Annotated in this window: 21 protein-coding genes, 3 tRNA genes and 1 other annotated feature (1 of these 25 running past the window's edge); all 24 genes read left to right on the top strand. The window is 38.5% G+C overall.

Features of this window, described 5'->3' with window-relative positions:
- The first annotated feature begins 163 nt into the window (after positions 1-163).
- The 24 genes from MUG87_RS08840 to ysxE all read left to right on the top strand — a co-directional run bounded on the left by MUG87_RS08840 (position 164) and on the right by ysxE (position 26,150).
- Positions 164-237, top strand: a tRNA-Gly gene (locus MUG87_RS08840).
- A 1-nt stretch (position 238) separates the two neighbouring features.
- A tRNA-Arg gene (locus tag MUG87_RS08835) sits at positions 239-312 on the top strand.
- A gap of 133 nt (positions 313-445) precedes the next feature.
- Positions 446-1,462 carry a tyrosine-type recombinase/integrase gene (locus tag MUG87_RS08830; RefSeq protein WP_247087102.1) on the top strand — a complete coding sequence of 339 codons (1,017 nt, stop codon included), beginning with the start codon at positions 446-448 and terminating at the stop codon, positions 1,460-1,462.
- Positions 1,463-1,805: 343 nt separating this feature from the next.
- Positions 1,806-1,982 (top strand): hypothetical protein, encoded by a 177-nt coding sequence (locus MUG87_RS08825; RefSeq protein ID WP_247087101.1) that lies wholly within the window; start codon positions 1,806-1,808, stop codon positions 1,980-1,982.
- Positions 1,983-2,023: 41 nt separating this feature from the next.
- Entirely contained in the window at positions 2,024-2,944 is a 921-nt protein-coding gene (locus tag MUG87_RS08820) for a helix-turn-helix domain-containing protein (RefSeq protein WP_247087100.1), read from the top strand.
- Between the two features lie 463 nt (positions 2,945-3,407).
- Positions 3,408-4,550 carry an ABC-three component system protein gene (locus tag MUG87_RS08815; protein ID WP_247087099.1) on the top strand — a complete coding sequence of 381 codons (1,143 nt, stop codon included), beginning with the start codon at positions 3,408-3,410 and terminating at the stop codon, positions 4,548-4,550.
- Positions 4,537-5,046, top strand: a complete 510-nt coding sequence (locus tag MUG87_RS08810; RefSeq protein ID WP_247087098.1) for an ABC-three component system middle component 2 — start codon at positions 4,537-4,539, stop codon at positions 5,044-5,046. The genes MUG87_RS08815 and MUG87_RS08810 overlap by 14 nt, the downstream gene beginning before the upstream one ends.
- Positions 5,046-6,914 (top strand): AAA family ATPase, encoded by a 1,869-nt coding sequence (locus MUG87_RS08805; protein ID WP_247087097.1) that lies wholly within the window; start codon positions 5,046-5,048, stop codon positions 6,912-6,914. The genes MUG87_RS08810 and MUG87_RS08805 overlap by 1 nt, the downstream gene beginning before the upstream one ends.
- A 483-nt stretch (positions 6,915-7,397) precedes the next feature.
- A tRNA-Arg gene (locus MUG87_RS08800) sits at positions 7,398-7,471 on the top strand.
- A 298-nt stretch (positions 7,472-7,769) separates the two neighbouring features.
- Positions 7,770-8,489 carry an SDR family oxidoreductase gene (locus MUG87_RS08795; RefSeq protein ID WP_247087096.1) on the top strand — a complete coding sequence of 240 codons (720 nt, stop codon included), beginning with the start codon at positions 7,770-7,772 and terminating at the stop codon, positions 8,487-8,489.
- Between the two features lie 32 nt (positions 8,490-8,521).
- Positions 8,522-9,502 (top strand): tetratricopeptide repeat protein, encoded by a 981-nt coding sequence (locus tag MUG87_RS08790; protein ID WP_247087095.1) that lies wholly within the window; start codon positions 8,522-8,524, stop codon positions 9,500-9,502.
- A 261-nt stretch (positions 9,503-9,763) separates the two neighbouring features.
- Entirely contained in the window at positions 9,764-11,041 is a 1,278-nt protein-coding gene (tig, locus tag MUG87_RS08785; protein WP_247087094.1) for a trigger factor, read from the top strand.
- A gap of 249 nt (positions 11,042-11,290) precedes the next feature.
- Positions 11,291-12,553, top strand: coding sequence for an ATP-dependent protease ATP-binding subunit ClpX (clpX, locus tag MUG87_RS08780; protein WP_247087093.1), 1,263 nt, complete (start codon positions 11,291-11,293; stop codon positions 12,551-12,553).
- 103 nt (positions 12,554-12,656) lie between these two features.
- A complete protein-coding gene (lonB, locus tag MUG87_RS08775) occupies positions 12,657-14,309 on the top strand; it encodes an ATP-dependent protease LonB (RefSeq protein WP_247087092.1) in 1,653 nt (550 codons plus the stop codon).
- 217 nt (positions 14,310-14,526) lie between these two features.
- Entirely contained in the window at positions 14,527-16,848 is a 2,322-nt protein-coding gene (gene lon / locus MUG87_RS08770) for an endopeptidase La (RefSeq protein ID WP_247087091.1), read from the top strand.
- Positions 16,845-17,441 (top strand): ribosome biogenesis GTP-binding protein YihA/YsxC, encoded by a 597-nt coding sequence (gene yihA / locus MUG87_RS08765; protein WP_247087090.1) that lies wholly within the window; start codon positions 16,845-16,847, stop codon positions 17,439-17,441. Before lon ends, yihA begins: the two co-directional genes overlap by 4 nt.
- A 454-nt stretch (positions 17,442-17,895) precedes the next feature.
- Entirely contained in the window at positions 17,896-19,221 is a 1,326-nt protein-coding gene (gene hemA / locus MUG87_RS08760) for a glutamyl-tRNA reductase (protein WP_247087089.1), read from the top strand.
- A gap of 5 nt (positions 19,222-19,226) precedes the next feature.
- The gene (gene ccsA, locus MUG87_RS08755; RefSeq protein ID WP_247087088.1) at positions 19,227-20,060 is read left to right on the top strand and encodes a cytochrome c biogenesis protein; all 834 of its coding nucleotides are present in this window, start codon (positions 19,227-19,229) and stop codon (positions 20,058-20,060) included.
- A 61-nt stretch (positions 20,061-20,121) separates the two neighbouring features.
- Positions 20,122-21,045, top strand: coding sequence for a hydroxymethylbilane synthase (gene hemC, locus MUG87_RS08750; protein WP_247087087.1), 924 nt, complete (start codon positions 20,122-20,124; stop codon positions 21,043-21,045).
- A gap of 71 nt (positions 21,046-21,116) precedes the next feature.
- Positions 21,117-21,788: a uroporphyrinogen-III synthase gene (locus MUG87_RS08745; RefSeq protein ID WP_247087086.1), complete on the top strand. Its 672-nt coding sequence runs from the start codon at positions 21,117-21,119 to the stop codon at positions 21,786-21,788.
- Positions 21,785-22,768, top strand: coding sequence for a porphobilinogen synthase (gene hemB, locus MUG87_RS08740; protein WP_247087085.1), 984 nt, complete (start codon positions 21,785-21,787; stop codon positions 22,766-22,768). Before MUG87_RS08745 ends, hemB begins: the two co-directional genes overlap by 4 nt.
- Entirely contained in the window at positions 22,768-24,054 is a 1,287-nt protein-coding gene (hemL, locus tag MUG87_RS08735) for a glutamate-1-semialdehyde 2,1-aminomutase (protein WP_247087084.1), read from the top strand. The genes hemB and hemL overlap by 1 nt, the downstream gene beginning before the upstream one ends.
- A gap of 102 nt (positions 24,055-24,156) precedes the next feature.
- Positions 24,157-25,050 carry a stage VI sporulation protein D gene (gene spoVID, locus MUG87_RS08730; protein ID WP_247087083.1) on the top strand — a complete coding sequence of 298 codons (894 nt, stop codon included), beginning with the start codon at positions 24,157-24,159 and terminating at the stop codon, positions 25,048-25,050.
- Positions 25,051-25,118: 68 nt separating this feature from the next.
- Positions 25,119-26,150 carry a spore coat protein YsxE gene (ysxE, locus tag MUG87_RS08725; RefSeq protein ID WP_247087082.1) on the top strand — a complete coding sequence of 344 codons (1,032 nt, stop codon included), beginning with the start codon at positions 25,119-25,121 and terminating at the stop codon, positions 26,148-26,150.
- A gap of 175 nt (positions 26,151-26,325) precedes the next feature.
- Positions 26,326-26,380 (top strand) — a binding site (T-box leader) (it continues 166 nt past the right edge of the window).

Genomic DNA, 26,380 nt, shown 5'->3' with positions numbered 1-26,380 from the left:
GTAATTTGGCGACTTTTAAAGAGAATCTGTTAACTTTTACAGATAATCTGGCGATATTAAATTTTTGGCTACTTTTTCTAATAAAAATGAAAAAACGTGTTGACTTCAATATGCTATAAGAATATAATAAGGAATGTCGATACGACATCATGTAAAAACACATGCGGGTGTAGTTTAATGGTAGAACTTCAGCCTTCCAAGCTGATAGCGTGGGTTCGATTCCCATCACCCGCTCCATGTCCCAGTAGCTCAGCAGGATAGAGCAACGGCCTTCTAAGCCGTCGGTCGGGAGTTCGAATCTCTCCTGGGACGCTTTATAAAATGCGTAGAGAACGCATTACATCAACCTCTTATATCGTTTAGTGAAACGGTCAGTATAACGGTCATGTAAGAAATTACATCTGTTATTGGCTTTCATGCTAAATGATATGGGAGGTTTTTTGTTTTGACTAAGAGAAAAGGTTTGCTTGATATTAGTGTGGATGTAAAGGGATTATTGCAGGAGTTGCCTAATAGTCGATCTGATGCCTCGAAACCAGAAGCGAAGCTATCTGAGTCGTTTGCTAAAGTGAGTGGGTCAATAAGCGTTATGGAAGCTCTAGACGTTGTTACAAGGCAAATGAGGGTGAGCGGTTACAGAAGCCGTACTATCAGTGACTATATTCTTCATGTAGAGCATTTTCAAAGTGTAACAAAAGTGAAGTATGTAGCAGATATTTCAGCTAACACGATTTACCTTTGGTTAGACAGTATGAAAGTCAGTAATCAAACGAAGTTAACACGTCTAAAGTGTTTGAAAGCTTTTCTTTCCCGCTGTTTTGATAATCGTTGGATTGAGATGAAGTTTTGGAAAACAATTAATATCAAGGTCGACCAAAAGGTGAAAGAAGGGGCTACAGAGCATGAGGTGAATGTCCTGCTGTCTGTATTGGATTTGGGCAATTTCATACAATTAAGGGATGCTGTAGCCGTCCTGTTGATGTTTAAAACGGGTATCCGTATTAATACTTTGGTTCAGCTTGAGGAGCGCCATATAGACTTTAGAAACAATGTGTTGAATTTAGAAGGTAGCATAATGAAGAATCATCAGCAGATTAAATTGCCCTTTGACGATTTATTGAAACGGTTGTTAGAGGTATTGATACAACATAATGCGGTCATTAGACAGGAATACAATAAAAGAAATAACTTGCTTTTTATTACTAAGTACGGTGATGTTATATCAACTTCACCTACACACAACAACATTCAGAAACGGCTAAATAAGTATGCTAAAATGTATGGCTTGAAAAATATTAATCCTCATGCGCTAAGAAGAGGATTTGCTCGATCGTTGCTTGATAAAGGAGCGGGCGTTTCTGTAATTTCTAAAGCGTTGGGTCACAGTGATTTGTCTGTTACAACCAAATACCTGCATTTAGATATTGAGGAAGTAGCAAATAGTTTGCGTACCTATTTATGAAACGAAAATTAAATGGCAAAGGAAACTGCAACCTTGAAGGGGAAACCGCTCTATTAATATTATAGAAGCGGTTTTTATCATTTTTTACGAAGTTTGTCAAGGGTTATATAGCGCGAAATTTGAAAAAATTATAAAAATATGATATAATATACATAGATAGTTAGATAAGCAGTCTCTAACTATAATATGTAAAAGGTACGGAATACGGTGTAATTAAATATATATAAATATCATCTTCAGTTTATAAATTGAATAAATAATGATTAATTTATATATTATATTTAATTACACCTAATAGCATACCTTTTACAAATTGTTATTAGGAAAGAAGGGGGTGATAAATATGAGGAAGTTAAGTCAAAATTATTTCTTTTGTTATTCAAAACAAACAATGAAATTCTTGAGATATGGTAAAGGCATACCTTTTATTACGTATGCGATTCATGGGAGAACGGGCATAGAGTTTTGGTTATTTGAGAGAAATCCGAAATTGGACGAAGCATTACAAGAAATAGGGTAATAAAGGAAAAGTAAATAATTATTAAGGAGTACGCAAAGAGAATGGTTAGAAAGTTAGGCAAGAAAGAATTAAAACAAATGGTGGAGTTTGAAAAAAAGGAGAGCTATTTATTAATGCCAAATAACCTTTTTGAAATATTGTCTAAGGATGAGGAGTTGATGCGCGTAAAAGCCCCACATGTTGCAATAGCTTATACGTATATCTATTTCATTACGTGGCTATATCGCTATGCTAAATATGGGGTTATGGATTTGGATAATGTAACCGAGAGGAAGATAAAGTACATATTAGGGTTATCAGAAACAAATAAAGAAATCAATTATATAATTAAAAAGAATGGAGTATTAGACAGGTTAGGGATTACTAAAACAGTATCGTTTCTAGAAGCGCCTGTAAGATGGTACTTTTATGAAGAAGATACGAGTTGTCCACAATGGGTTTATTTTGAGGAAATGAATCGAAGTTTAAAGGATATAGACAAACATACAAATGTTAAGAAAAGAAAAATAAAAGAGCCTTTATTTGCAACAAGTGAAAGAGAGGTTAATGACAGCATATACAATGGTACTTTTTACAATAAGGAATATACTCACCAAATCCCTTTTGAAGTGTTTATTGAGTGTGTGACCAATCCTAATTTAGGGTGCACTGCTTTTTATATCTATGGATATCTAGCAAGTCGTTGTGCTTTAAATGGGGGTTATATTGAAGTGTCAGTGGAGACTATAAGTAAGAGAACAGGTATCAAGCCTACAACAAGAGATAAAGTGCTAGACGCTCTTAAGAAGTTTGGCTTAATTGGTTGTTCACCAGAGGACTTCGTGATTGAGCGGGGAGAGCATAAAACAGATGCAAATACATATTGGGTACATAGGGATGCGAGTCGTTTTACAACAACTCCAATAAATTATCAAAAACGTAAAGTAATCCATTCTTCAAGGTTACAGGATAATGAAAATTAGAGTTAGATTTTAGGATGTATTTAGAACATGAAGTATTTAATTAGCTTTAAGTTAAGAGGAAACACAAGAACATAAATCCTAAATGAAGGATAACATAACGCTAATTAAGTATTTCATATAAAACGTAAAAATAGAGAGAGTTTATCCTTAATGAATAAACTCTCTCTATTTTTTATGAATAAAAGAAGACTTTTATCAAATATCTTAAGGATTAAAGGAACAAAGCTAGTTCATATGTTCCGCCTTTTGTCTTTACTTACTATTTATATTTAAAGAAATAGTTCAATATGTAAAGTTAAAATAAGTAAAAAATTAGCCAGAAACAATAAGAAAGACTTGTTTTTATTATTAGGAAGTTTTAGAGAAATGCTCTAATAAAAATCCTAAATTCGACAAAAAATAACAAATTAAATTATGATTCTTTGGTAGGATTATAGCAACAAATTATTAAAGGTGAGTAATTATGAATGATATTGATAATGAAGAATTAATTGAACTAGCAGAACCGAAATATAATACAAAGGTTTCTAATCTTCAATTATTAACAGGTAGTTATATACCGCCTATTGACCGACTCAAAATAGTTTCGCCAAGTGAGTTTGAGGAAATAGTAGAAGAATGGTTGTACGGTTATCTTAGTAAAAAATACGAAAAAGTTATACGTGTTGCAGGTGCAGGAGATAAAGGTAGAGATGTTATTGCTTTTGAAAGATATTCTAAGGATGGGGATGAAATCTGGGATAATTATCAATGTAAGCATTATAATGCTCCGCTTACTCCTTCTGAAATGTGGGTTGAGTTTGGCAAGGTTTGCTACTACACGTATAAAGGGGATTATAGCATCCCAAGGAAATATTATTTTGTTTCACCTCATGGGGTAGGGGGGAAACTATTTGATTTTATTATGAACCCAAATACTTTAAAATCAGAACTTATTAAAGAGTGGGATAAAAATTGTCTTAAGAAAATTACAAAAGTTGAGGAAGTACATTTAAAAGGAAATTTTAAAAAATATGTTGAAGGATTTGATTTTTCGATATTTGATGTAATTAATCCCGCTGAGTTAATTGCGCAATATCAACAGACTATTTATTTTCCATTTAGATTTGGTGGTGGGCTTAGAAAATTACCCGATCGTCCAAGTAAGGCTCCTGATGAAATTAAACAAGAAGAACTTCTTTATGTAAAAAAATTATATGATGCTTATGCAAATCATAAAAATAAAAGGATAGATAGCATAAGTGATTTGAAGCAATATAAAGTTTTAATGAATCACTTCAATAGACAAAGAACATATTTTTATCAAGCAGAATCTTTGAAGGTTTTCGAAAGAGATTCAATTCCAGAAGGTGTAAATGCTTTTGAAGAGTTAAAAGACCAAATTTATCATGGAATAATTGATACTGTTTACTCCGAACATAAAGATGGATTTGAGCGCGTTAAAGCTACCACAGAAAGGGCAATGAATATTACTATTAGTTCAGATAATATTTTCAGTGATATTGTTAATGGGAAGGATAAGAGTGGTATATGTCATCACTTGGCAAATGATGAAAAATATATAGAGGAAGAAGAAATAATCTGGGTGATAGATGATGAAGAATAAATTTTATTCTAAGAGAAATATAAATGTATTTAACACACCTATAGAAATAGGATTAAGAGCTTTAATAATATTAAATGAATTATCAGGAGAATCAATTGATCTAAATAGGTTAGTTATCTACGATTATCTCGTAACGCATAGTAGTGACTTTAATGAGGGGATGAATAGTCTACATCCACCAAGTCCACATCGTTCTGGAGAACTTATTATTAAGAGGAAAATTATGCAAGAAGGAATTAATTTAATGTATTCAAAGGAACTCTTGGATATTGAATATACTAAGGATGGTATTTATTACAAGGCTAATCAATTAAGTTCATTCTTTATTGGTTATTTGGATTCTACTTATGCGTTAAATCTAATGAAGTTTTCTAAAATGGTAATTCAGAGATTTAAGTACTATTCAGATAAGGAATTAAGTTTATTTGTAAAAGTAAATATACCGAAATGGGGTAGTGAATTTACTAAAGAATCACTGGTGAGGGGGGATATTTAGTGAGTAAATCTGGGTTTTATATCCACAAACTTATAGTTACTGGAGATAATGTGGAAAATGTATCTATAGAATTTAAAAAGGGATTGAACATTATCTCTGGGCCGTCTGATACAGGGAAGTCGTATATTTTTGAATGTATAAATTATATGTTAGGTTCATCAAATGAGCCTAAGAAGATAAAGGAAAGCGAAGGATATTCTTCTGTCTTACTGGAGATTATATTATATAATGGAGAAATTTACACACTCAAACGGAGTTTTGGACAGGACAATGTTGAAGTTTACCCCGGGTTAAGCCATACTGTATCACAGGGGTCTCTAAATATTTTGGATATTAAGCATAATAAGGATAGAACTGATAATCTATCTGCCTTCTTACTTAATAAATCAGGTTATAAACATCCTAGTTATGTTAGAAAAAATAAAAAGGGTGAAACACGTACTTTAAGCTTTAGAGATTTACCTATATACATAACTATTAGTGAAGATAAAATAATAAAAGTAGATTCACCTGTTTTATCTGGTCAGTTCACTAAATCAAGTGTAGAAAAATCAATTTTTAAACTTATTATATCTGGGTTAGATGATAGCGGAGATAAAAGTGGCCAAGATGAAAATACATCTTCAACAACTAAATTGGTAGGGCAAAAAGAGTTGCTGGATAAATTGATAGAACAGGAAGAGGCAGAACTAGTAGCTTTGGCGCTGACTGACTCGACATCTGAATCAATATTAGAAAACCAGATGAAAGAAATTGAGGTCAAACTTGAGCAAGTAAGTCAAGAAATTGAACAGCAAACTAAGGACAGAAGAATTTTATGGAATAAAATAGAGGAGGATAAGTCGAAAAGCATAGCTGTTCTAGAATTGATAAAGAGGTTTAAGCTTCTTAAAGAACATTATGATAGTGATTTACGCAGATTGAAATTCGTAATAGAGGGAAATTACTACTTTTCTCAATTGAATTTTGCTATATGTCCTTATTGCAGTCAGAGAATAGAAAATGGGAATTGTAATGTTAATAATTGTGGGGCAAACCACCATAATAATGATGATTTAGTTATTTCTGCGGAAGCTGAAATGAATAAAATAAAACTACAATTATTAGATTTAGAGTCAACGATCGAACAATCCGAAGTTGAATATAATGAATTAGTTAACGTAATTAACGAAAATCAGAGAAAATACAATGAAATAAGTGAGAGAATAAATCAAATATTGGAACCACAAGAATTAAATTTGCAGTCATTGCTAAACTCCTATATTCGAGAAAGAGATTCACTGACGAAATACAATCTAATGCTATCAAAAATAGCAGATTTAAATGATAAGAAAACAGCGATAGAGGATAAACTTAAAAAGAAACCAAAAACAATAACAACATCAGAGGATAATGGAGTAGTATTAAGCTCTTATAATGAATTTTGTACCTATATGTCAAGAACGTTGAAAAGGTGGAAGTTTTCTAAGAACCCTAATGTAATCTATATGGATGGTGTTTTTTATGTTGATTCAAAATCAACAAAAGATTATGGGAAAGGGTATCGGGCTATTATTTATAGTGCGTTTGCAATTTCGATGTTGGAGTTTTGTAGAGAGAACAATAAACCTCATCCAGGTTTCATTGTTCTTGACTCTCCTTTAACAACATACAAAGGTAAAAAGTCTGAGGAAGATGTGAATGAAGATATTCAGTCAGCTTTTTTTAATGATGTAGCTTTGTTACATAAAGATATGCAAATCATTATTCTCGAAAATAAAGAACCAAGTAATGATATCAAAGAAAAGATTAATTATGTACAATTCACAAAAGATTCTAATGATGGGAGATATGGTTTTTTCTATGAAATAGAGGGAAATGAGAAATGATAATAAGCTTAACGCTTTTTGTGGGAAAAGATCTAACTCTATAGCGGATAGAAGTATCTATAGCCAGTGAAGAATAATTCTCACTGGTTTTTCACTATGTTAGAGATTAAATCTTACGCTACACCAAACTTTGTAGAGAGAATGAGTGAACTTTTTGGAGTCATTAAATAACGAAGTCAGCCATAAAGAAGTCTCGTCTCTTTAAAGGTGTTCTATTAAATATAATTATGGGGGTAACTTTTGACCAAATATAAGAGTGTGTATATTAGATAAGTAAGTAGCACTAACGCTCCTGCAATCAGAACTAAAAATCATTACCGTATAAGATTAGGAAAAGAATTTTGTTAATAGACAGTGTTTTTACGTATAAAGGATCATTAAAGCAGATTGAAGTACTCTAATTATATTGTTATAATTAGAGATATAAGATAACGGTCTAAGTTCGAAAAGTGACCGTTGTACTGAGAGGAAGAAAAAGCATATGTCCCAGTAGCTCAGCAGGATAGAGCAACGGCCTTCTAAGCCGTCGGTCGGGAGTTCGAATCTCTCCTGGGACGCTACTAAAAATCTCGTTACTATATAGTAACGAGATTTTTTTTTATCGTAAAGACAAAGGAGTTTGTAAGTAGGAGTATGGGGTGATTGATGTGTACCATCATACAAAGAGTCAAGGTAAACTCGCATGCAACTATCGTGAAGTTTCAAAAAAAGTGCGCTTACACACACAAGCGCACTTTTTTTATAGAGCAAGAAGTGCAAGGTTTACTGTATGTTATCCTGCTTATCTATATTTGCAATCTATCTAAAGTTTTACTATGCTAGAAGGCAGATGATTGAAAAGAGAGGGAGACTATAATGTTGGCAGGACAAACAGCTATTATTACGGGTGCTTCGCGCGGAATTGGTAAAGCGGTTGCATACAAACTAGCGGAACAAGGCGTAAAGTTAAGTCTAATTGGCAGCAGTGAAGAAATTTATACAGTTAAAGAAGAGCTCGTACAAAGGGGCTATGAAGTTTTGGCGTTTCAAGTGGATGTATCTAGTGAAGAAGGCGTTCAACAAGTTGTTACAGAAACGCTTAAGGCGTTCGGCTCCATCGATATATTGCTTAATAATGCGGGTATTGGTGTATTTAAAACAGTCGAAGAAACAAATGTGGAGGAATGGAAGCGTCTGTTTGAAGTGAATGTACAAGGTGTATTTGTATGTGCAAAAGCGGTAGTCCCGCATATGAAGGCGCGTAAGGCTGGCACAATTATTACTATCTCCTCAGATGTTGGTCGTTATACAATTCCAAACGGCGCTGCCTATACGGCAACAAAATATGCGGTGCAGGGCTTTAGTGGTTCATTGGCGCAAGAAATGCGTGAATATGGGGTTCGTGTTGGCACAATTAATCCAGGAATGGTAGACACATATTTTGCAGGTGGTACGCAAGGAGTACCAGAAAAGCAAGAGTGGATTAAGGTCGATGATGTTGCATCCGCCGTTGTGTATATGGCAAGTGCACCAAAACATCTTATCATTGATGAAATCGTCCTGCATCCGCTTATTCAAAACTATCCAATTGCATAACTGTGCAGTTGTAAGTGGAAGAGGCCGAAGTAATGAAAAATGAAGAAACGGTTGTATTATTTCCTAATTTAGCAGCTCGTTTAAAAGAGAACGGTTTTCAGGCATTACAGTCTAAAGATTTTAGCAAAGCACTTGCTTATTTTGATCAAATGCGCGCACACGATATGCATGATGAACGCACTGAATTTGGTGCGGTTGTGTGCTTAATGGAGACGGAGGAATGGAAAGAAGCTAGAGCGCGCTGTAAAGAATTGCTTGCCGATCAACATACATTTGATGTGAATGTACTGGATATGTATATGAGCATTCTTGTTCACTTGAATGACTATACAGGAATCTCTCAAATGGCAAAACAAATAAACGAGTACCCCCTACAAGAAGAGCAGAGAAAGAAGCTAGAAAGTTTAGTGTTATTTGCTCAAAAGATGCAGCAAGAACCGCCAAAGAGCATGAACCATGAATTTAAAACAATCTTTGCAGGAACAGATATCGTTGCGCAGTTACAAGCGTTGCAAACCTTAAAACAACAAGGTACGGTATATGCGTTTCCTTTTCTAAAAACATTTTTATCTGATGCGCACAAGCATCCGTACGTCAAAACGGCAGTACTGCATTTACTGAAGGAGCATGAAGTAGAAGAAGAAGTGACAGTGAGTAAGTATGGTTTAAGTGAGCGAGTTGTGCCCTTCCATCTACTTGAAGTTAGTGAAATGCCATTTACGAAGGCGGTTTTACAAGAATTAGATAATCGATTGAGTCAGGAAAATCCTACTTTGCTTGAAGCGATATCTGCCTATTGGCTACAGTTGCAGACACTTGTGTTTCCGCTTTCTTTGCAGCCGAATGACCCGAAATTATGGGCCGTTGCCTTAGAAATGATTGGAAATGATAGGTTTGCCATGCATGAAGCAGATACGGGGTATGAAGAAGAAAACGCTGTGTTTCAGCAACTTTTAGAGGAAGCGCAGCATATGCTGCTCCGTATTGAAACCGAAGGATTTTTACCCCTGTAACGAAAAAGAATGGCATGATTGTTGAAACAGAGAATTTGTATGCTATAATAAAAGGGTTGCAGAAGGTGTAATTTGCCCCGCACAGAGGGAGTCTCTCATCATATTGTATGATTCTCGGATTACATACCGAGTATTTATAGCTTATCACGCATGAACGGGTAATATGCCCCGCTGCGGTGGGGAAATAACCTGCAAAATGCTATATCACAAACTACACCAGTTTGTGAAAGTTTACTTTTATTACATGGAGGGAAAGAATAAATGGCTGTAAAATGGGAAAAGTTAGAAGGTAGCGTAGGTGTCCTAACTGTAGAGGTTGAGGCACAAGAAGTAACGAAGGGTTTGGACGCGGCATTTAAAAAAGTTGTAAACCGCATTAATGAGCCTGGATTCCGTAAAGGAAAAATGCCACGCGTATTGTTCGAAAAGAAATACGGTGTAGAGTCTCTTTACCAAGATGCATTAGACTTCATCTTGCCACGTGCATACACACAAGCAATTGATGAAACAGGCATTTTTCCTGTTGCGCAACCTGAAATTAACATCGAGCAAATGGAAAAAGGCAAAAACCTTATTTTCACTGCTAAGGTAACAGTTAAACCAGAAGTAAAGCTTGGCGAATACAAAGGTCTTGAGCTTGAAAAAATGGAAACAGCTGTAACAGATGAGGACGTAGCAAACGAATTGAAAACTTTGCAAGAGCGCAACGCTGAGCTTGTTGTAAAAGAAGAAGGCGTAGTAGAAAATGGCGATACAGCAATCATTGATTTCGAAGGTTTCGTAAACGGCGAAGCATTCGAAGGTGGCAAAGCTGAGAACTACTCTCTTGAAATCGGATCTGGTTCTTTCATCCCAGGTTTTGAAGAACAGTTGGTTGGTCTAAAAGCTGGCGAGTCTAAAGACGTAGAAGTAACATTCCCTGAAGAGTACCATGCAGAAGAGCTTAAAGGTCAACCTGCAGTATTCAAAGTGACTGTTCACGAAATCAAAGCAAAACAAGTTCCTGCTTTAGACGATGAGTTCGCTAAAGATGTGAACGAAGAAGTAGCAACTCTAGATGAGTTAAAAGCAAAACTTCGCGCAGATCTTGAAGAAAGCAAGAAAAATGAAGCAGAAAATAAACTTCGCAACGATGCAGTAGAAAAAGCTGTAGCAAACGCTGAAGTTGAAATTCCGGAAGCAATGATCGAAACTGAGCTTGATCGTATGGTTCGTGAGTTTGACCAACGCCTACAAGCGCAAGGTATGAGCATGGAGCTTTACTTCCAATTCACTGGACAAGATGAAGCTAAGTTGAAAGAGCAAATGAAAGAAGAAGCAGCACCACGCGTAAAAACAAACCTTGTATTAGAAGCGATCATCGAAGCTGAAGGTATTGAAGCTACAGATGAAGAAGCAAACGAAGAAGTAAACAAAATGGCTGAAATGTACAACATGCCAGTTGATGCTGTAAAGCAAGCTCTTGGTAGCCTAGAAGGCCTAAAAGAAGATCTTAAAATCCGTAAAGCTGTTGAATTCTTAGTAGAAAACAGCAAGTAATATGATAAAACAGGGCGCGATGCTGGATCGTGCCTTGTTTTATAAAACGATTGAATAATTGTGCAGGAAACAAGCTCATGCAAGGAGAATATATGTATTCTAAAAATTAAAAGAATTTAGAATATATACATAAGCGACCATATCATTTGTATTTAATCCAACATAGTGACATAATATGTATTTACATGCGGTAATAATTTCATTTACATAGTGTGTAAGGTTTCTAGCACTTTTAAGGGGTGTGAAAATATGTTCAAGTTTAATGATGAAAAAGGGCAATTGAAATGTTCTTTTTGCGGTAAAACGCAAACGCAGGTCCGTAAGCTTGTGGCGGGTCCTGGAGTTTATATTTGTGACGAGTGTATTGAGCTTTGTACAGAAATCGTGCATGAGGAGCTTGCAAAAGATGATGAAGTAGAATTGAAGGATGTTCCAAAACCGATGGCAATTCGTGAAATTCTTGATGAGTATGTCATCGGGCAAGATAATGCCAAAAAAGCTTTGGCTGTAGCGGTATATAACCACTATAAACGTATTAACTCCAACAGCAAAATTGATGATGTAGAGCTTTCCAAAAGTAATATTGCAATGATTGGTCCGACAGGAAGCGGTAAAACATTGCTTGCGCAAACTTTGGCTCGTATTTTAAATGTACCGTTTGCGATTGCAGATGCAACATCGTTAACAGAAGCTGGTTATGTTGGGGAAGATGTGGAAAACATTCTTCTTAAACTGATTCAAGCTGCTGATTACGATGTAGAAAAAGCGGAAAAGGGTATTATTTATATCGATGAAATCGATAAGGTAGCTCGTAAATCCGAAAACCCTTCCATTACGCGTGATGTTTCAGGCGAAGGTGTACAGCAAGCGCTTTTAAAAATTCTTGAAGGTACAGTAGCAAGCGTTCCACCGCAAGGTGGCCGTAAGCACCCGCATCAAGAGTTTATTCAAATTGACACAACAAATATTTTGTTTATTTGCGGCGGGGCATTTGATGGTATTGAGCAAATCATCAAGCGCCGTCTAGGTAAAAAGGTGATTGGATTCGGAACAGACGGGAAGCGCAACATTGAAGATGATAAAGTGTTATCCCATGTTCTACCGGAAGATTTACTGAAGTTCGGTTTAATCCCTGAGTTCATCGGTCGTTTGCCGGTGATTGCTAACTTAGAGCAATTAGACGAGGAAGCGCTTGTTGAAATTTTGACAAAGCCGAAAAACGCACTTGTGAAACAATATCAAAAGCTGCTTGAGCTTGACGATGTAAAGCTTGAGTTTGAAGAAGGTGCGCTTCTTGAAATCGCGAAAAAGGCGATTGAGCGTAAAACAGGAGCACGTGGTCTTCGCTCTATTATTGAAGGCATGATGCTGGATGTAATGTTTGAGCTTCCTTCTCGTGAGGATATTGAGACATGCATCATCTCAAAAGAGACAGTTGCAGACGGTGCTCCTCCAAAGCTTGTATTGCAAGATGGTACAGTGCTTGAGCAAGGAACCAAAACGTCAGCGTAATCAAAAGAAACAGCAATTCCTAAGGAATTGCTGTTTCTTCTATGTTTAGGGCTCTTTCGACTCGGCGATACTACAAAGTATCAATGAACTGGGAGGGATTTACATGAGCTGGACGAATATTATTTTACTCGTTCAATTGGTGTTCGGCGTAATCGTCGGCTTATATTTTTGGCATTTGCTGCGCAATCAGCGAACGCAGAAAATATCGATTGATAAAGAATCTAAAAAAGAAATGGAACAGCTGCGGAAAATGCGCTCTATCTCCTTAACAGAACCACTAGCCGAAAAAGTTCGCCCTGCTACATTTGCAGATATTGTAGGGCAACAAGATGGCATTAAATCATTACAGGCAGCGCTATGTGGTCCTAATCCGCAACATGTCATTATATATGGTCCGCCGGGAGTTGGAAAAACGGCGGCAGCCCGTCTTGTATTAGAAGAGGCGCGCAAAAATGAGAAATCCCCGTTTCGTCCAGCTGCTGTTTTTATTGAGCTGGATGCCACAACAGCTCGTTTTGATGAACGAGGCATTGCAGATCCACTTATTGGTTCAGTGCATGACCCGATTTATCAAGGAGCCGGTGCCATGGGGCAGGCCGGTATTCCCCAGCCGAAAAAAGGGGCGGTTACGGATGCGCACGGTGGTATTTTGTTTATAGATGAAATCGGTGAACTGCACCCGATTCAAATGAATAAAATGCTCAAGGTACTTGAAGATCGGAAAGTATTTTTAGAGAGCGCCTATTATAGCGAAGAGAATACATTTATTCCCACCTACATCCATGATATTTTTCAAAACGGGCTTCCAGCTGATTTTCGGTTGGTCGGCGCTACAACACGTTCTCCAGAAGAAATTCCGCCTGCCATTCGCTCGCGTTGTCTCGAAGTGTTTTTTCGGGAATTGGATACAGAGGAAATTGAACGAGTGGCTCGCAACGCCGCTCATAAGGTGGAACTTGTAATTGGCGAGAAAGGTGTAGCGTTGATTGGGAAATATGCACGCAATGGCCGTGAAGCTATTAATTTGGTGCAAATTGCAGCAGGTATGGCAATTAATGAAGATAGAACTGACATTCGTGATGAGGATATTGAGTGGGTAATTCATTCTAGTCAGTTAACACCAAAGTATGAGAAGCGCATTTATCCAATCCCTAAAATTGGCCTTGTCAATGGTCTAGCTGTATATGGTCCGAACACCGGTGCTTTACTAGAACTTGAGGTCACAGCAATGCAAGTGGAAGGAAAGGGCGATGTTGTGATTACCGGTATCGTAGAAGAGGAAAGTCTTGGCGGACAAGGAAAGTCCATTCGCCGTAAAAGTATGGCTAAAGGTTCTGTGGATAATGTAATTACAGTATTGCGCTCTTTTAATCTTCTTCCATCTGGATACGATATTCATATCAATTTTCCGGGCGGGGCACCAGTGGATGGTCCCTCCGCAGGAATTGCGATTGCAACAGGTGTCTATTCTGCGGTGCATGGACGATATGTACGAAATGATGTGGCAATGACCGGAGAAATCAGTATTCAGGGAGAAGTAAAGCCGGTAGGCGGCGTGTATGCTAAGATTAAAGCGGCAAAGAAAGCCGGTGCCAAAACAGTCATTATTCCTGCTGAAAATATGCAGCCTATTTTATATTCAATAACAGACATTGACATTGTTCCGGTTCGTCATCTTCAGGATGTACTGAAGCTAGCGATTGCGGAACAAATACAGGAGCACTCTCATTTTGAAGAAGAGTCACAGTCTGGATAAGAAAAACAAAGCTGTCCCGGTTTGGGGCAGCTTTGTTTTTCTAACATGTACATACAGGTTAAAAGTGGTCCTTAATCGAGTATTCTTTTTAAAAACATAACATAATTGGGTAATATAACTCATAGGAACCATTTCAATAATTCACCGTGATTGCATAAATGTTCTTTTGTAATATACAATAGGTGAACAGACTATAAAATGGAGGTGCCATAATCAAATGAACCAGAGCGAAAAAATCGTTCCCCTCCTGCCACTACGAGGTATTCTCGTGTATCCGACAATGGTGTTACATCTTGATGTGGGACGTGAAAAGTCGATACGAGCAATTGAGAATGCGGCACTTGATGAAAATCTTATCTTTTTGGCTACACAAAAAGATGTAAATGTCGATCAACCGACTGCAGAGGATTTATATACAATCGGTACATTAGCAAAGATAAAACAAACGTTAAAGCTGCCAAATGGTACCGTTCGAGTGCTTGTGGAAGGATTACATAGAGCAGAGCTTTTACATCTGCATGATGAAGAAGATGTAGTAAATGTGAACATACAAGTATTGGACGATACAGAAGCGCATGACTTAGAAGAAAAAGCGCTCATGCGTACATTGACGCAAGATTTCGAGCAATACATTAAAGTGTCCAAAAAAATATCCAATGAAACGTTTGCGACAGTTGTGGATATAACAGAACCGGGACGTTTAGCGGACTTAATTGCCTCTCATCTACCGCTTAAAATCAAGGAAAAGCAAGAAGTGCTGGAAATTTTAGATGCAAAAGAGCGTTTGCGTAAAATTATTTCATTTATTCAAGATGAAAAAGAGTTGCTCAACCTGGAGAAAACAATTAGCCAACGTGTAAAAAAATCTATGGAACGTACGCAAAAAGAATATTTTTTACGTGAGCAAATGAAAGCTATTCAAAAAGAACTTGGCGATAAAGAAGGGAAAACCGGTGAAGTTGAAGAGCTGCGTACTAAAATTGAACAATCGGGCATGCCTCAAGAAACAAAAGATGTGGCGCTACGTGAATTGGGCCGCTATGAGAAATTACCTTCTAGCTCAGCAGAGAGCGGTGTTATTCGAAATTATATAGATTGGTTATTAACATTGCCTTGGACGGAAGCAACAGAAGATATTCTCGATGTTGCACATGCAGAAGAGATTTTAAACAAAGACCATTTCGGATTAGAAAAGGTAAAGGAACGCGTATTGGAGTATTTGGCCGTTCAGCAGCTCACACGTTCATTAAAAGGGCCTATTCTTTGTCTTGTGGGACCGCCTGGCGTCGGTAAAACATCATTGGCTCGTTCGATTGCAACATCGCTTGGGAGGAATTTTGTACGGGTTTCACTAGGCGGTGTACGGGATGAATCGGAGGTGCGCGGTCATCGACGTACATACATTGGTGCTATGCCTGGACGGATTATCCAAGGTATGAAAAAGGCCAAAACAATTAATCCCGTATTCTTACTAGATGAAATTGATAAAATGTCTAATGACTTCCGCGGCGATCCGTCTGCGGCATTACTAGAGGTATTAGATCCTGAGCAAAACCGGAATTTTAGTGACCATTATATTGAAGAACCTTACGATTTATCAAAGGTTATGTTCATTGCAACAGCCAACACATTGGCTACGATTCCAGGACCACTTCTTGACCGTATGGAGATTATTAATATTGCAGGCTATACTGAAATTGAAAAAATACATATTGCGCGCGATCACTTAGTACCGAAGCAAATGAAAGAACATGGTCTTGGAAAGTCAAAATTACAGATCCGTGAAGATGGCTTAGTTGCACTCGTTCGTTATTATACAAGAGAAGCAGGCGTTCGTGCCTTAGAAAGACAAGTCGCAACGATATGCCGAAAAGCAGCGCGTATCCTAGTTGCAGAAGCTAAGAAAAAAGTAGTTGTCACTGATAAAAATATTGAAGAGTTTTTAGGCAAGAAAAAGTATCGCTATGGGCAGGCAGAGGCGCAAGATCAAGTCGGTGTGGCAACAGGATTGGCATACACATCCGTTGGTGGTGATACGTTGCCAATTGAAGTGTCTCTATACCCTGGTAAAGGTAAGTTGATTTTAACGGGGAAATTAGGCGATGTGATGAAGGAATCTGCGCAAGCGGCGTTTAGTTACATTCGATCCCGAGCGAGTGAACTGCATATTGATCCAGAGTTTCATGAGAAAAATGATATTCACATTCATGTGCCGGAAGGCGCCGTTCCAAAAGATGGACCTTCAGCTGGTATCACCATGGCAACAGCGCTCATTTCCGCTTTAACAGGCAAGGCTGTAAGTAAAGAAGTGGGTATGACTGGGGAAATTACACTGCGTGGGCGTGTTCTTCCAATTGGCGGTCTAAAAGAAAAGTCTCTAAGTGCACATCGCGCTGGCTTAAAAAAGGTTATTATGCCAGCAGAAAATGAGAAGGATTTAGATGATATTCCGGATAGTGTAAAGGAGAACATTACATTTGTACCGGTTTCTCATCTTGACGAAGTGCTTGCGCACGCTTTAGTAGGAGTGAAGGAATGAAAGTAACAAAATCAGAAATCGTAATCAGCGCTGTGAAGCCGGCGCAATATCCACAAGACGATATGCCGGAAATTGCGCTTGCGGGTCGCTCAAATGTAGGAAAGTCGTCGTTTATTAATAAGATGCTAAATCGAAAAGGACTGGCGCGCATTTCCTCCAAGCCTGGAAAAACACAAACCTTAAATTTTTATATCATTAATGAGATGATGCACTTTGTCGATGTTCCTGGCTATGGATATGCAAAGGTGTCAAAAAAAGAGCGTGAAGCCTGGGGTAAAATGATTGAGACGTATTTTACATCAAGAGAACAATTGAAGGCGGTTGTTCTTATCGTTGATTTACGTCATCCACCGACTGCAGATGATGTCATGATGTACGATTTTTTAAAGCATTATGAAATCCCGGTTATTATCGTTGCGACAAAGGCTGATAAGATTCCAAAAGGAAAATGGGATAAACATCTTAAGGTAGTAAAAGAAAAGCTTGAAATCGAACCGGGAGATCGTCTCGTGTTATTTTCTTCTGAAACAGGTCTTGGAAAAGATGAGGCCTGGTCAGCTATTCATTATTTTACTAACACAAAAAACACGTGAATTTGATTCACGTGTTTTTTTTATGTTAGCTGTGTTACAGCTTAATATTCGCAATAGGCAATTATTAATTAGAGAAGAAGAAAGTTTTATATATGAAAGCGGTTTAAAAATTGATATAATGGGAAAATAAAGGAAGGGTTATTTTAAGGGGAATATAGCTTGCATTGCTTGCTTCGCTATCATTTTTTTGATAACGTACAAGATGGAGTCTATGTTCGAACGAAAAAGTCATATTATATGGGGATGGGGCTTTTTTAGCATATATAGAGATGTTCACATTATTGTCAGATTTAAAACAAGTGAGATGTACTATCATTAACATTATATACATGTAGGATTAAGTACGAGAAATAGGAAAACAAATGTGAATATAACTGTGTATTATAGATACAGTTATTTGTTTGCGCAAAGCACTCAATAGGTATTTGGATAAGAATGAAGGGGGGCACGTAAAGTGCATATTCTAGTAGTGGGTGTTAACTATCGAACTGCCCCTGTAGAGATTCGCGAAAAGCTTTCATTTCAACCGACAGATTTGGAGCAAGCGATGCTGCAGCTGCAGCAACAAAAGAGTATATTAGAAAATATTATTATATCGACATGCAATCGAACGGAAGTCTATGCAGTGGTCGACCAACTGCATACAGGTCGATATTATATTAAAAAGTTTTTATCTGAGTGGTTTCAGCTTCCGATAGATGCGTTTTCTTCTTACTTGTCTATATGGGAGGAAGATGGTGCAATTGAGCACTTGTTCCGAGTTACAAGTGGTTTGGATTCTATGGTGGTTGGTGAAACGCAAATTTTAGGACAAATTCGTACGAGCTTTTTGCAAGCTCAAGGTCAAACGACAGGAACCGTGTTTAATGAGTTGTTTAAGCAGGCTATTACGCTAGCTAAACGTGCCCATTCAGAAACAACAATTGGTGGAAACGCTGTTTCTGTAAGCTATGCAGCTGTTGAACTTGCAAAAAAGATTTTCGGTAACCTACAAGATTGTCATGTTCTCATTTTAGGTGCTGGCAAGATGGGGGAGTTGGCACTGCAAAACCTATACGGAAACGGTGTAGGACAAGTGACCGTGATGAATCGCACGTTTGAAAAAGCGGAAGCGATGGCAAAGAAGTATATGGGGCAAGCCAAATCATTACATGAATTACAATGCGCCTTAGTGGAAGCGGATATTTTAATTAGCTCTACTGGTGCTTCAGAGTATGTCGTAACCAAAGATATGATGATAAAAGTAGAAAAGATGCGCCGTGGTCGTCCAATTTTTATGGTGGATATTGCTGTTCCGCGTGATTTATCACCGGAAATTGCGGAGTTGGAATCAGTCTTTTTATACGATATTGATGATTTGCAAGGCATTGTGGAAGCCAATAAAGAAGAGCGTTTGCGTGAGGCAGAAAAAATAGCTCTTATGATTGAAGAAGAGATTGTCCTATTTAAAGCCTGGATGAACACGCTTGGTGTTGTACCACTTATCTCTCAGCTAAGAGATAAAGCACTGTCCATTCAAAGTGAAACAATGAAAAGCTTAGAACGTAAAATGCCGAATTTAACAGAGCGAGAGCGTAAACTTATCAGCAAGCATACAAAAAGTATCATCAATCAAATGTTGAAAGATCCTATTTTAATGGCAAAGGAATTGGCGGCGGAGCCTGATGCAAAGGAACACTTGGAACTGTTCGCAAAAATATTCAATTTAGATGTAAATCAGCAAGCATCTAAAGTAGAGCAAGTACATGCAGTTCCCGTATTATCCGTACGTCCCTTATAACAGGTATGGAACTGCTTAATAACAGTATCATTTATCATGTAGCAATCATTCTTTATGCATGCAGTGTGAGCTTGTATTGTATTGATTTTTTACAAAGCAATCAAAGGGCCAATCGAACAGCTTTTTGGTTGCTTGCTATTGTATGGTTGCTACAAACGGTATTTATGTGCATTCGCGCTGTCGAAACGCATGCTAATCCGGTTCTCACACTTTTGTCAGGTGTCTATTTTTATGTATGGCTGTTAATAACGCTATCTCTTATCTTAAATCGGTTGCAGCGCATTGATTTTTTGGTGTTTTTTACGAATGTACTGGCGTTTAGCATTAGCGCGCTTTCCATTTTTACACCATTTGGTAAAACACCTCCTGTTCTTGCAAATCGTTTAGTTTCAGAGCTAGTATATGTACATGTTGGGATGGCGTTTCTATCATATGCAACATTTACAGTTTCATTTATTTTTTCGCTCATGTACTTGTTGCAGTATCGACTACTAAAGCAAAAGAAATGGACGGTTCGTTTGCGACGCCTAGGAAATTTACCTAAACTAAATACGTTATCTTATGTTTTAAATATATTTGCAGCACCATTTTTTTTATTTGCAATTTTACTTGGTTGCATATGGGCTTACACAAAGCTTGAAAATTTCCACTGGTATGACCCTAAGGTAATTGGGTCTTTTGTTGTATTTATTGTGTATTGTACTGGTTTATATCTGTATACCTCCGGTAAATTGCAGGGTAAACAAATTGCACATTGGAATGTAGGTGCTTTTTTAACATTACTTATTAACATCTTTTTACTCAGTAGCTTAACTTCATTTCATTTTTGGAATTTATAAGCAAACATCGGTGTGTAAAAAGGAACGATAAAAGAGAAGTAACAAACAGGAGAGGTCACATATGCGTAAAATTATTGTAGGGTCAAGAAAAAGTAAACTAGCTTTAACACAAACAAATTGGGTGATTGAACAGCTAAAACAGCTCGGCGTACCTTTTGAATTTGAAGTCAAAGAAATTGTTACAAAGGGAGACGTTATTCTGGATGTTACTCTGTCGAAAGTGGGCGGAAAGGGTTTGTTCGTAAAGGAAATTGAACAGGCGATGCTGGATAAGGAGATTGATATGGCTGTGCACAGCATGAAGGATATGCCGGCTGTATTACCAGACGGTCTAACAATCGGTTGTGTGCCAAAGCGTGTAGACCCACGCGATGTGTTTATTACGAAACATGGTGAATCTCTTTCAGACTTACCAGCAGGTGCAGTGATTGGAACCAGCAGTTTGCGCCGCAGTTCGCAATTGTTGGCTGAACGTCCTGATTTGCAAATCAAATGGATTCGTGGAAATATTGACACACGTATTCGTAAGCTACAGGAAGAAGACTATGATGCCATTATTCTTGCGGCAGCTGGTTTAAAGCGCATGGGCTGGGCCGACGATGTAATTACAGGTTATTTAGAGGCAGATCAATGCGTGCCTGCTGTTGGTCAAGGGGCTTTATCGATTGAATGTCGCGCGGATGATGAGGAGTTGCTGTCGGCACTTCGTTTATTCAATGATGCAATTACAGAGCGAACAGTTGCTGCTGAACGTGAATTTTTACATCGCTTAGAAGGTGGCTGCCAGGTGCCGATTGCTGGTTATGCAGTAATGCAAGAAGGGGAAATAGAATTGACAGCACTTGTTGGTTCAAAGGATGGATCGGTTTTATTGAAGGAGACTGTACGCGGTGCTGAGCCACTTGAGGTGGGAAAAGAAGCTGCGAATCGCTTAATTGCAAAAGGTGCAAAAGAACTCATTTTAGAAGCGAAGGAACAACAGTGAAACGTCTCGCTGGTAAGAAAGTTCTTTCACTACGGGCAAAGGGACAAATGAGAGAGGTGGAGGACGCTATTATGTCGTTTGGAGGCATACCAATCTCTGTGCCGCTTCTTCATATTGTTCCTAAAGCAACGACTGATCTTTCCCTTGCTACCTACGATTGGGTTATTTTTACGAGCAAAAATGCTGTGCGGTGTTTTTTTTCGTCCTATACATTACCTACTCATGCTCGTATTGCTGTTGTGGGAGAGAAAACAAAGCTTGCCATAGAAGAAATGGGCTATCGTGCTTCTTTTATGCCAAGTGCCTATGTTGGAGAAGTATTTGCTATGGAATTTTCCCAGGTTGTAAAGAACAGCCAGCGTGTATTGTTTCCGAAAGGAGACCGAGCACGAGATGTAATTTCCTCGACATTGCGTTCTCAAGGCATATTTGTACAAGATATAATCGTATATAAAACAGAAATTAATCGGCACATGCGTCCGGCGCTGATACAAGCAGTTTCAGAGGGAGTCGACGCTGTTTTATTTACAAGTCCTTCTACTGTGCAGGGTTTTGTAACTTTGCTTGAGGGCACAGAGTGGAAGAACTGGACAAAAACATGTACGATAGGGTGTATAGGGCCTGTCACGAAGCAGGAGGCACTTCCCTATTTTAAAGCTGTTGTTATGCCTAATACGTATACAATCGATGCATTGCTTCAGTGTATAGTGGAAAAAGAAGAAAAAGGAGTCGGAGAAGTATGAAGCATTTACAATTCAATCGTCATCGAAGATTGCGTCAATCTGCAGGGATGCGCGCACTTGTACGTGAAACCTTTTTACATAAAGAAGATTTTATTTACCCGATTTTTGTGGTGGAAGGGGAAAATAAACGTAACCCTGTCAAATCTATGCCGGGTGTGGAGCAAATCTCATTAGATCTGTTACATGCGGATATACAAGAGGCGGTCGATTTAGGTATCAAGTCCGTTATTGTATTTGGTGTACCGGCAGAAAAGGACGAAGTTGGCTCATCGGCGTATTGCAGTCATGGCATTGTACAACGTGCGATTACTTTGATTAAAGAGAGCTTTCCAGAGCTTGTTGTAATAGCTGACACGTGTTTATGTCAATATACATCCCACGGTCATTGCGGCGTTGTAGAAGATGGTGTTATTCTAAATGATGAATCGCTTGAACTGCTAGCTAAAACAGCTGTAAGTCAGGCACAAGCCGGTGCGGACATTATTGCACCTTCCAATATGATGGACGGTTTCGTGGCGGCCATTCGCCATGCGTTGGATGAAAACGGCTTTACGCATATCCCTATTATGTCTTATGCGGTTAAATATTCTTCTGCCCATTATGGTCCGTTCCGCGATGCGGCACACAGCTCGCCTAAGTTTGGAGATCGTAAAGCATATCAAATGGATCCAGCAAACCGTTTAGAGGCGCTTCGAGAAGCGGAATCTGATGTAGAAGAAGGCGCCGACTTTTTAATGGTAAAGCCAGCTCTTTCCTACCTAGATATTATTCGCGATGTGAAAAATAACTTTAACTTGCCGGTAGTTGCTTATAATGTGAGCGGCGAGTATTCCATGGTAAAGGCTGCTGCACAAAACGGCTGGATTAATGAAAAGGACATCGTATTGGAACAATTGCTGAGCATGAAGCGTGCCGGAGCGGATTTAATTTTAACATACTTCGCAAAAGATGCTGCAAGATGGCTTGAGGAGGAAATGTAATGAGAAGTTTTGAGAAATCAATTCAAGCATTTGAAGAAGCAAAGCAAATGATGCCAGGCGGTGTAAACAGTCCTGTGCGTGCGTTTAAATCTGTGGGGATGAACCCTATTTTTATGGACCATGGCAAAGGCTCAAAGGTGTACGATATTGATGGCAATGAATATATTGATTACGTATTATCTTGGGGACCACTTATTCACGGTCATGCTAACGACAAAGTAGTTGAAGGTCTGAAACAAGTTGCGGAAAAAGGTACAAGCTTTGGTGCACCAACTGAAATTGAGAACGAATTAGCCAAATTGGTGATTGAACGTGTTCCATCAGTAGAGGTTGTACGCATGGTAAACTCCGGTACAGAAGCGACAATGAGCGCACTTCGTTTGGCGCGCGGCTATACAGGGCGTAATAAGATTGTGAAATTTGAGGGCTGTTATCATGGACATGGTGATTCTTTACTAATTAAAGCGGGTTCTGGTGTTGCGACACTTGGTTTGCCTGACAGTCCGGGTGTTCCGGAGGGCGTAGCTCGCAATACCATCACCGTACCATATAATGACTTAGACAGCGTGCGTATTGCATTTGAACAATTCGGTGAAGATATTGCTGCGATAATTGTAGAACCAGTAGCAGGCAATATGGGTGTGGTACCGCCGCTGCCAGGCTTCTTAGAAGGCCTTCGTACGATTACATCCGAATACGGTGCACTACTAATTTTTGATGAGGTAATGACGGGTTTTCGTGTGGGTTATCACTGTGGCCAAGGCTATTTTAATGTTATTCCGGATTTAACATGTCTTGGTAAAGTAATTGGTGGCGGTCTTCCTGTCGGTGCATATGGAGGCAAAGCGGAAATTATGGCGCAGGTTGCGCCAAGCGGACCTATTTATCAAGCAGGTACGTTATCTGGAAACCCATTGGCAATGACAGCCGGATATGAAACGCTTGTCCAACTTTCCCCAGAGTCTTACGAAGAGTTTGAACGTAAAGCAATGAAACTAGAAGAAGGCTTGAAGGCTGCAGCGAAAAAGCACGACATTCCGCATTGTGTAAATCGCGCAGGTTCCATGGTGGGCTTGTTCTTTACAAACGAGCAGGTGGTCAACTATGAAACAGCGAAAACATCCAATCTTGCTTATTTTGCGACATATTACCGTGAAATGATTGAGCAAGGTGTATTTTTACCACCATCTCAATTTGAAGGTTTGTTCCTATCAACCGCACATAGTGACGAAGATATTGAAAAAACAATTGCTGCTGCGGAAATCGCATTTTCTAAACTTAAATAAAAACGAGGGTGTAGTACCCTCGTTTTTTATTTTCATTCATAAATGATCGCCCCCGTACATAATCTGTAATGTCATATACTGTGGTGAGAGGGGGAAACGCAAATGACGTTGGATGAGCAAACATCATTGCGCTTTTCGTTAAAGGAGTCCATATGGTTTAAAAAAGGACAGGAAGTAGCGGAGTTAATTTCCATTTCGTTAGATCCAGACATTTCCGTGCAGGAAAAGGATTATGAGGTAGTTGTAAGAGGAGAGCTGCAATTAACAGGTGAATATGTACCCGAACCGGAAGAAGAAGGCTTTTCTTTACGAGATTTATCACCAGTTCGTACAGTGGATGCAGTGTTTACAAGAGAAGATGGTGTGAATGAAATTTCGCATGCTTTTCCGCTTGAAGTCTCGATTCCTCGTGCTCGTGTAAGAGATGCGGCGGATTTATACGTAACGATTGAATCATTTGACTATGAGTTGCCTGAACGTGGCTGTTTACAGCTTATTGCAGATATTGCAATTGGTGGTCTTTGTAATCGAGATGAGGTAGAGGTGCATCATTATGAGGAATCACAAGAGAATGAATGGGATTCCTATTATGATGAGGATGCACGTGAGGAAGACACAGTATATGAGGCACCTCATTTTGAAGAGCTAACATTAGAGCCATTTCAATTAGAAGCAAAAAAACCTCCAGCTGAAGAAGTGCCTCCTGCCTTTTCGTTTCAGAAATTCAGGGATGAAGAGGAAGAAGAAACATATGAATATTCTCAGCGTGATGAAAATGCACTGTATTTAACAAAATTATTTACAAAAGAGCGTGATGAAGAGTTTACAAAGATGCGGATGTACTTTGTTCAGCAAGGTGACACAACCGAATCCATAGCTGAAAAATATAATATCACTTCTCAACAATTAACACGTGTCAATCAAATTGATGAAGGGTATTTGCAAGAAGGAAAGATTTTATATATCCCAATAGTCAAGCCAAAAGCGAAGTCGTAAAAGAGCAGTGTGAGTGAAGAAAATTTCTTCCTCACCTCTTTTTATTTTTGCGAGAAAGGGTTGTCTCTATGGAACGAACGGTACGAGAACGGTATGAACCGTTGCTGCAATCTTATCGGTTGCATGCAGAGCATATAGAAGAGTATGGCAGTGTGGTTAAGGTGCATACGAACCAGGGGGCATATGCTTTGAAAAAGCTGGAACCTTCGAGGCTGGAGCGAAGTAATTTTATGCAGCATTTGCAGCTCTTGGCGGAGAAAGGCTTCACAAATTTTGCCCCCATTTATCATAACGGAATTGGCGAGTATATTTTATCGGATTCTGAATATCGATACTATTTGATGCCATGGCTTGAAGCGCATGCACAGGGTGAAGAAAACGACGAGTATCATAAAATGTTTCAAACCTTGGCAAGTATGCATCAAAAAACATTGCGTGAAGAAAAGCTGACGGAGGACGTGCTTAATAATCATTATGATACTTTATCAGGAATTTGGGAGAGAGAACGAAATGCCATGGAGGAGTTTGTAGTAAATTGTGAAAGCAGATGGTATATGTCTCCGTTTGAGTTGCAATACTGCACGTATTTTCATCAGGCAATACGCGCCCATGAATTTGCCTCCAAAAAGCTTGAGGAATGGCATGAAGCTATGAAGGAGCAGGAGACCACACGGATTGCGCTTATTCACGGTAATTTGTCAATGAATCATTTTTTATTTGATCATGAACAAAACGGGTATTTTATTAGTTTAGAACGCTCTCAATTTTCCACGCCCGTTCAAGACCTTGTCCAATTTTACTCTCGCTCGTTTCAAACATATCCGATTGCGCGTAATGACAGATACGAATGGTTCCAAGTCTATCAAAAAAACTTTCCCTTCACACCTGAAGAAAAAAAGTTGATGTTGGCCTACTTAGCATATCCTCGTTTATTTACCAAGCAAGTAGCTACCTACGCGGCACAGCCGAGTCGAAATGATCGCAACGAACGTGAATCTGTCACCCAACTGCAACAAGTGCATTGGCTTATCAACAATACTGAATTTTTTGTCTCACAAATTCAAGCAGCAGAGCAACAAGCCCAACAATCACAGCAATAAAACAATACGTTGCTGAGATGCTACTACACATATTACGAGACACTTACATTCTAAAAGAGGGTGTTTCTAGGGAATAAACATAATCATTTTTCTTTCCTATGCATATATTATAAAAAACTTGGCTAACCTTATTGACGATTAAGCTTTTATTTTTTAGACTATAGTGTATATCATATGAAATGCTTAGACAGGGAAGAGTAGAGTGTGTTTGCGTTTTCCAGAGAGAGAAA

It is taken from the genome of Ectobacillus sp. JY-23, assembly GCF_023022965.1.
Taxonomy (GTDB): domain Bacteria; phylum Bacillota; class Bacilli; order Bacillales; family Bacillaceae_G; genus Ectobacillus.
This window is presented reverse-complemented; position numbering and strand designations above follow the sequence as displayed.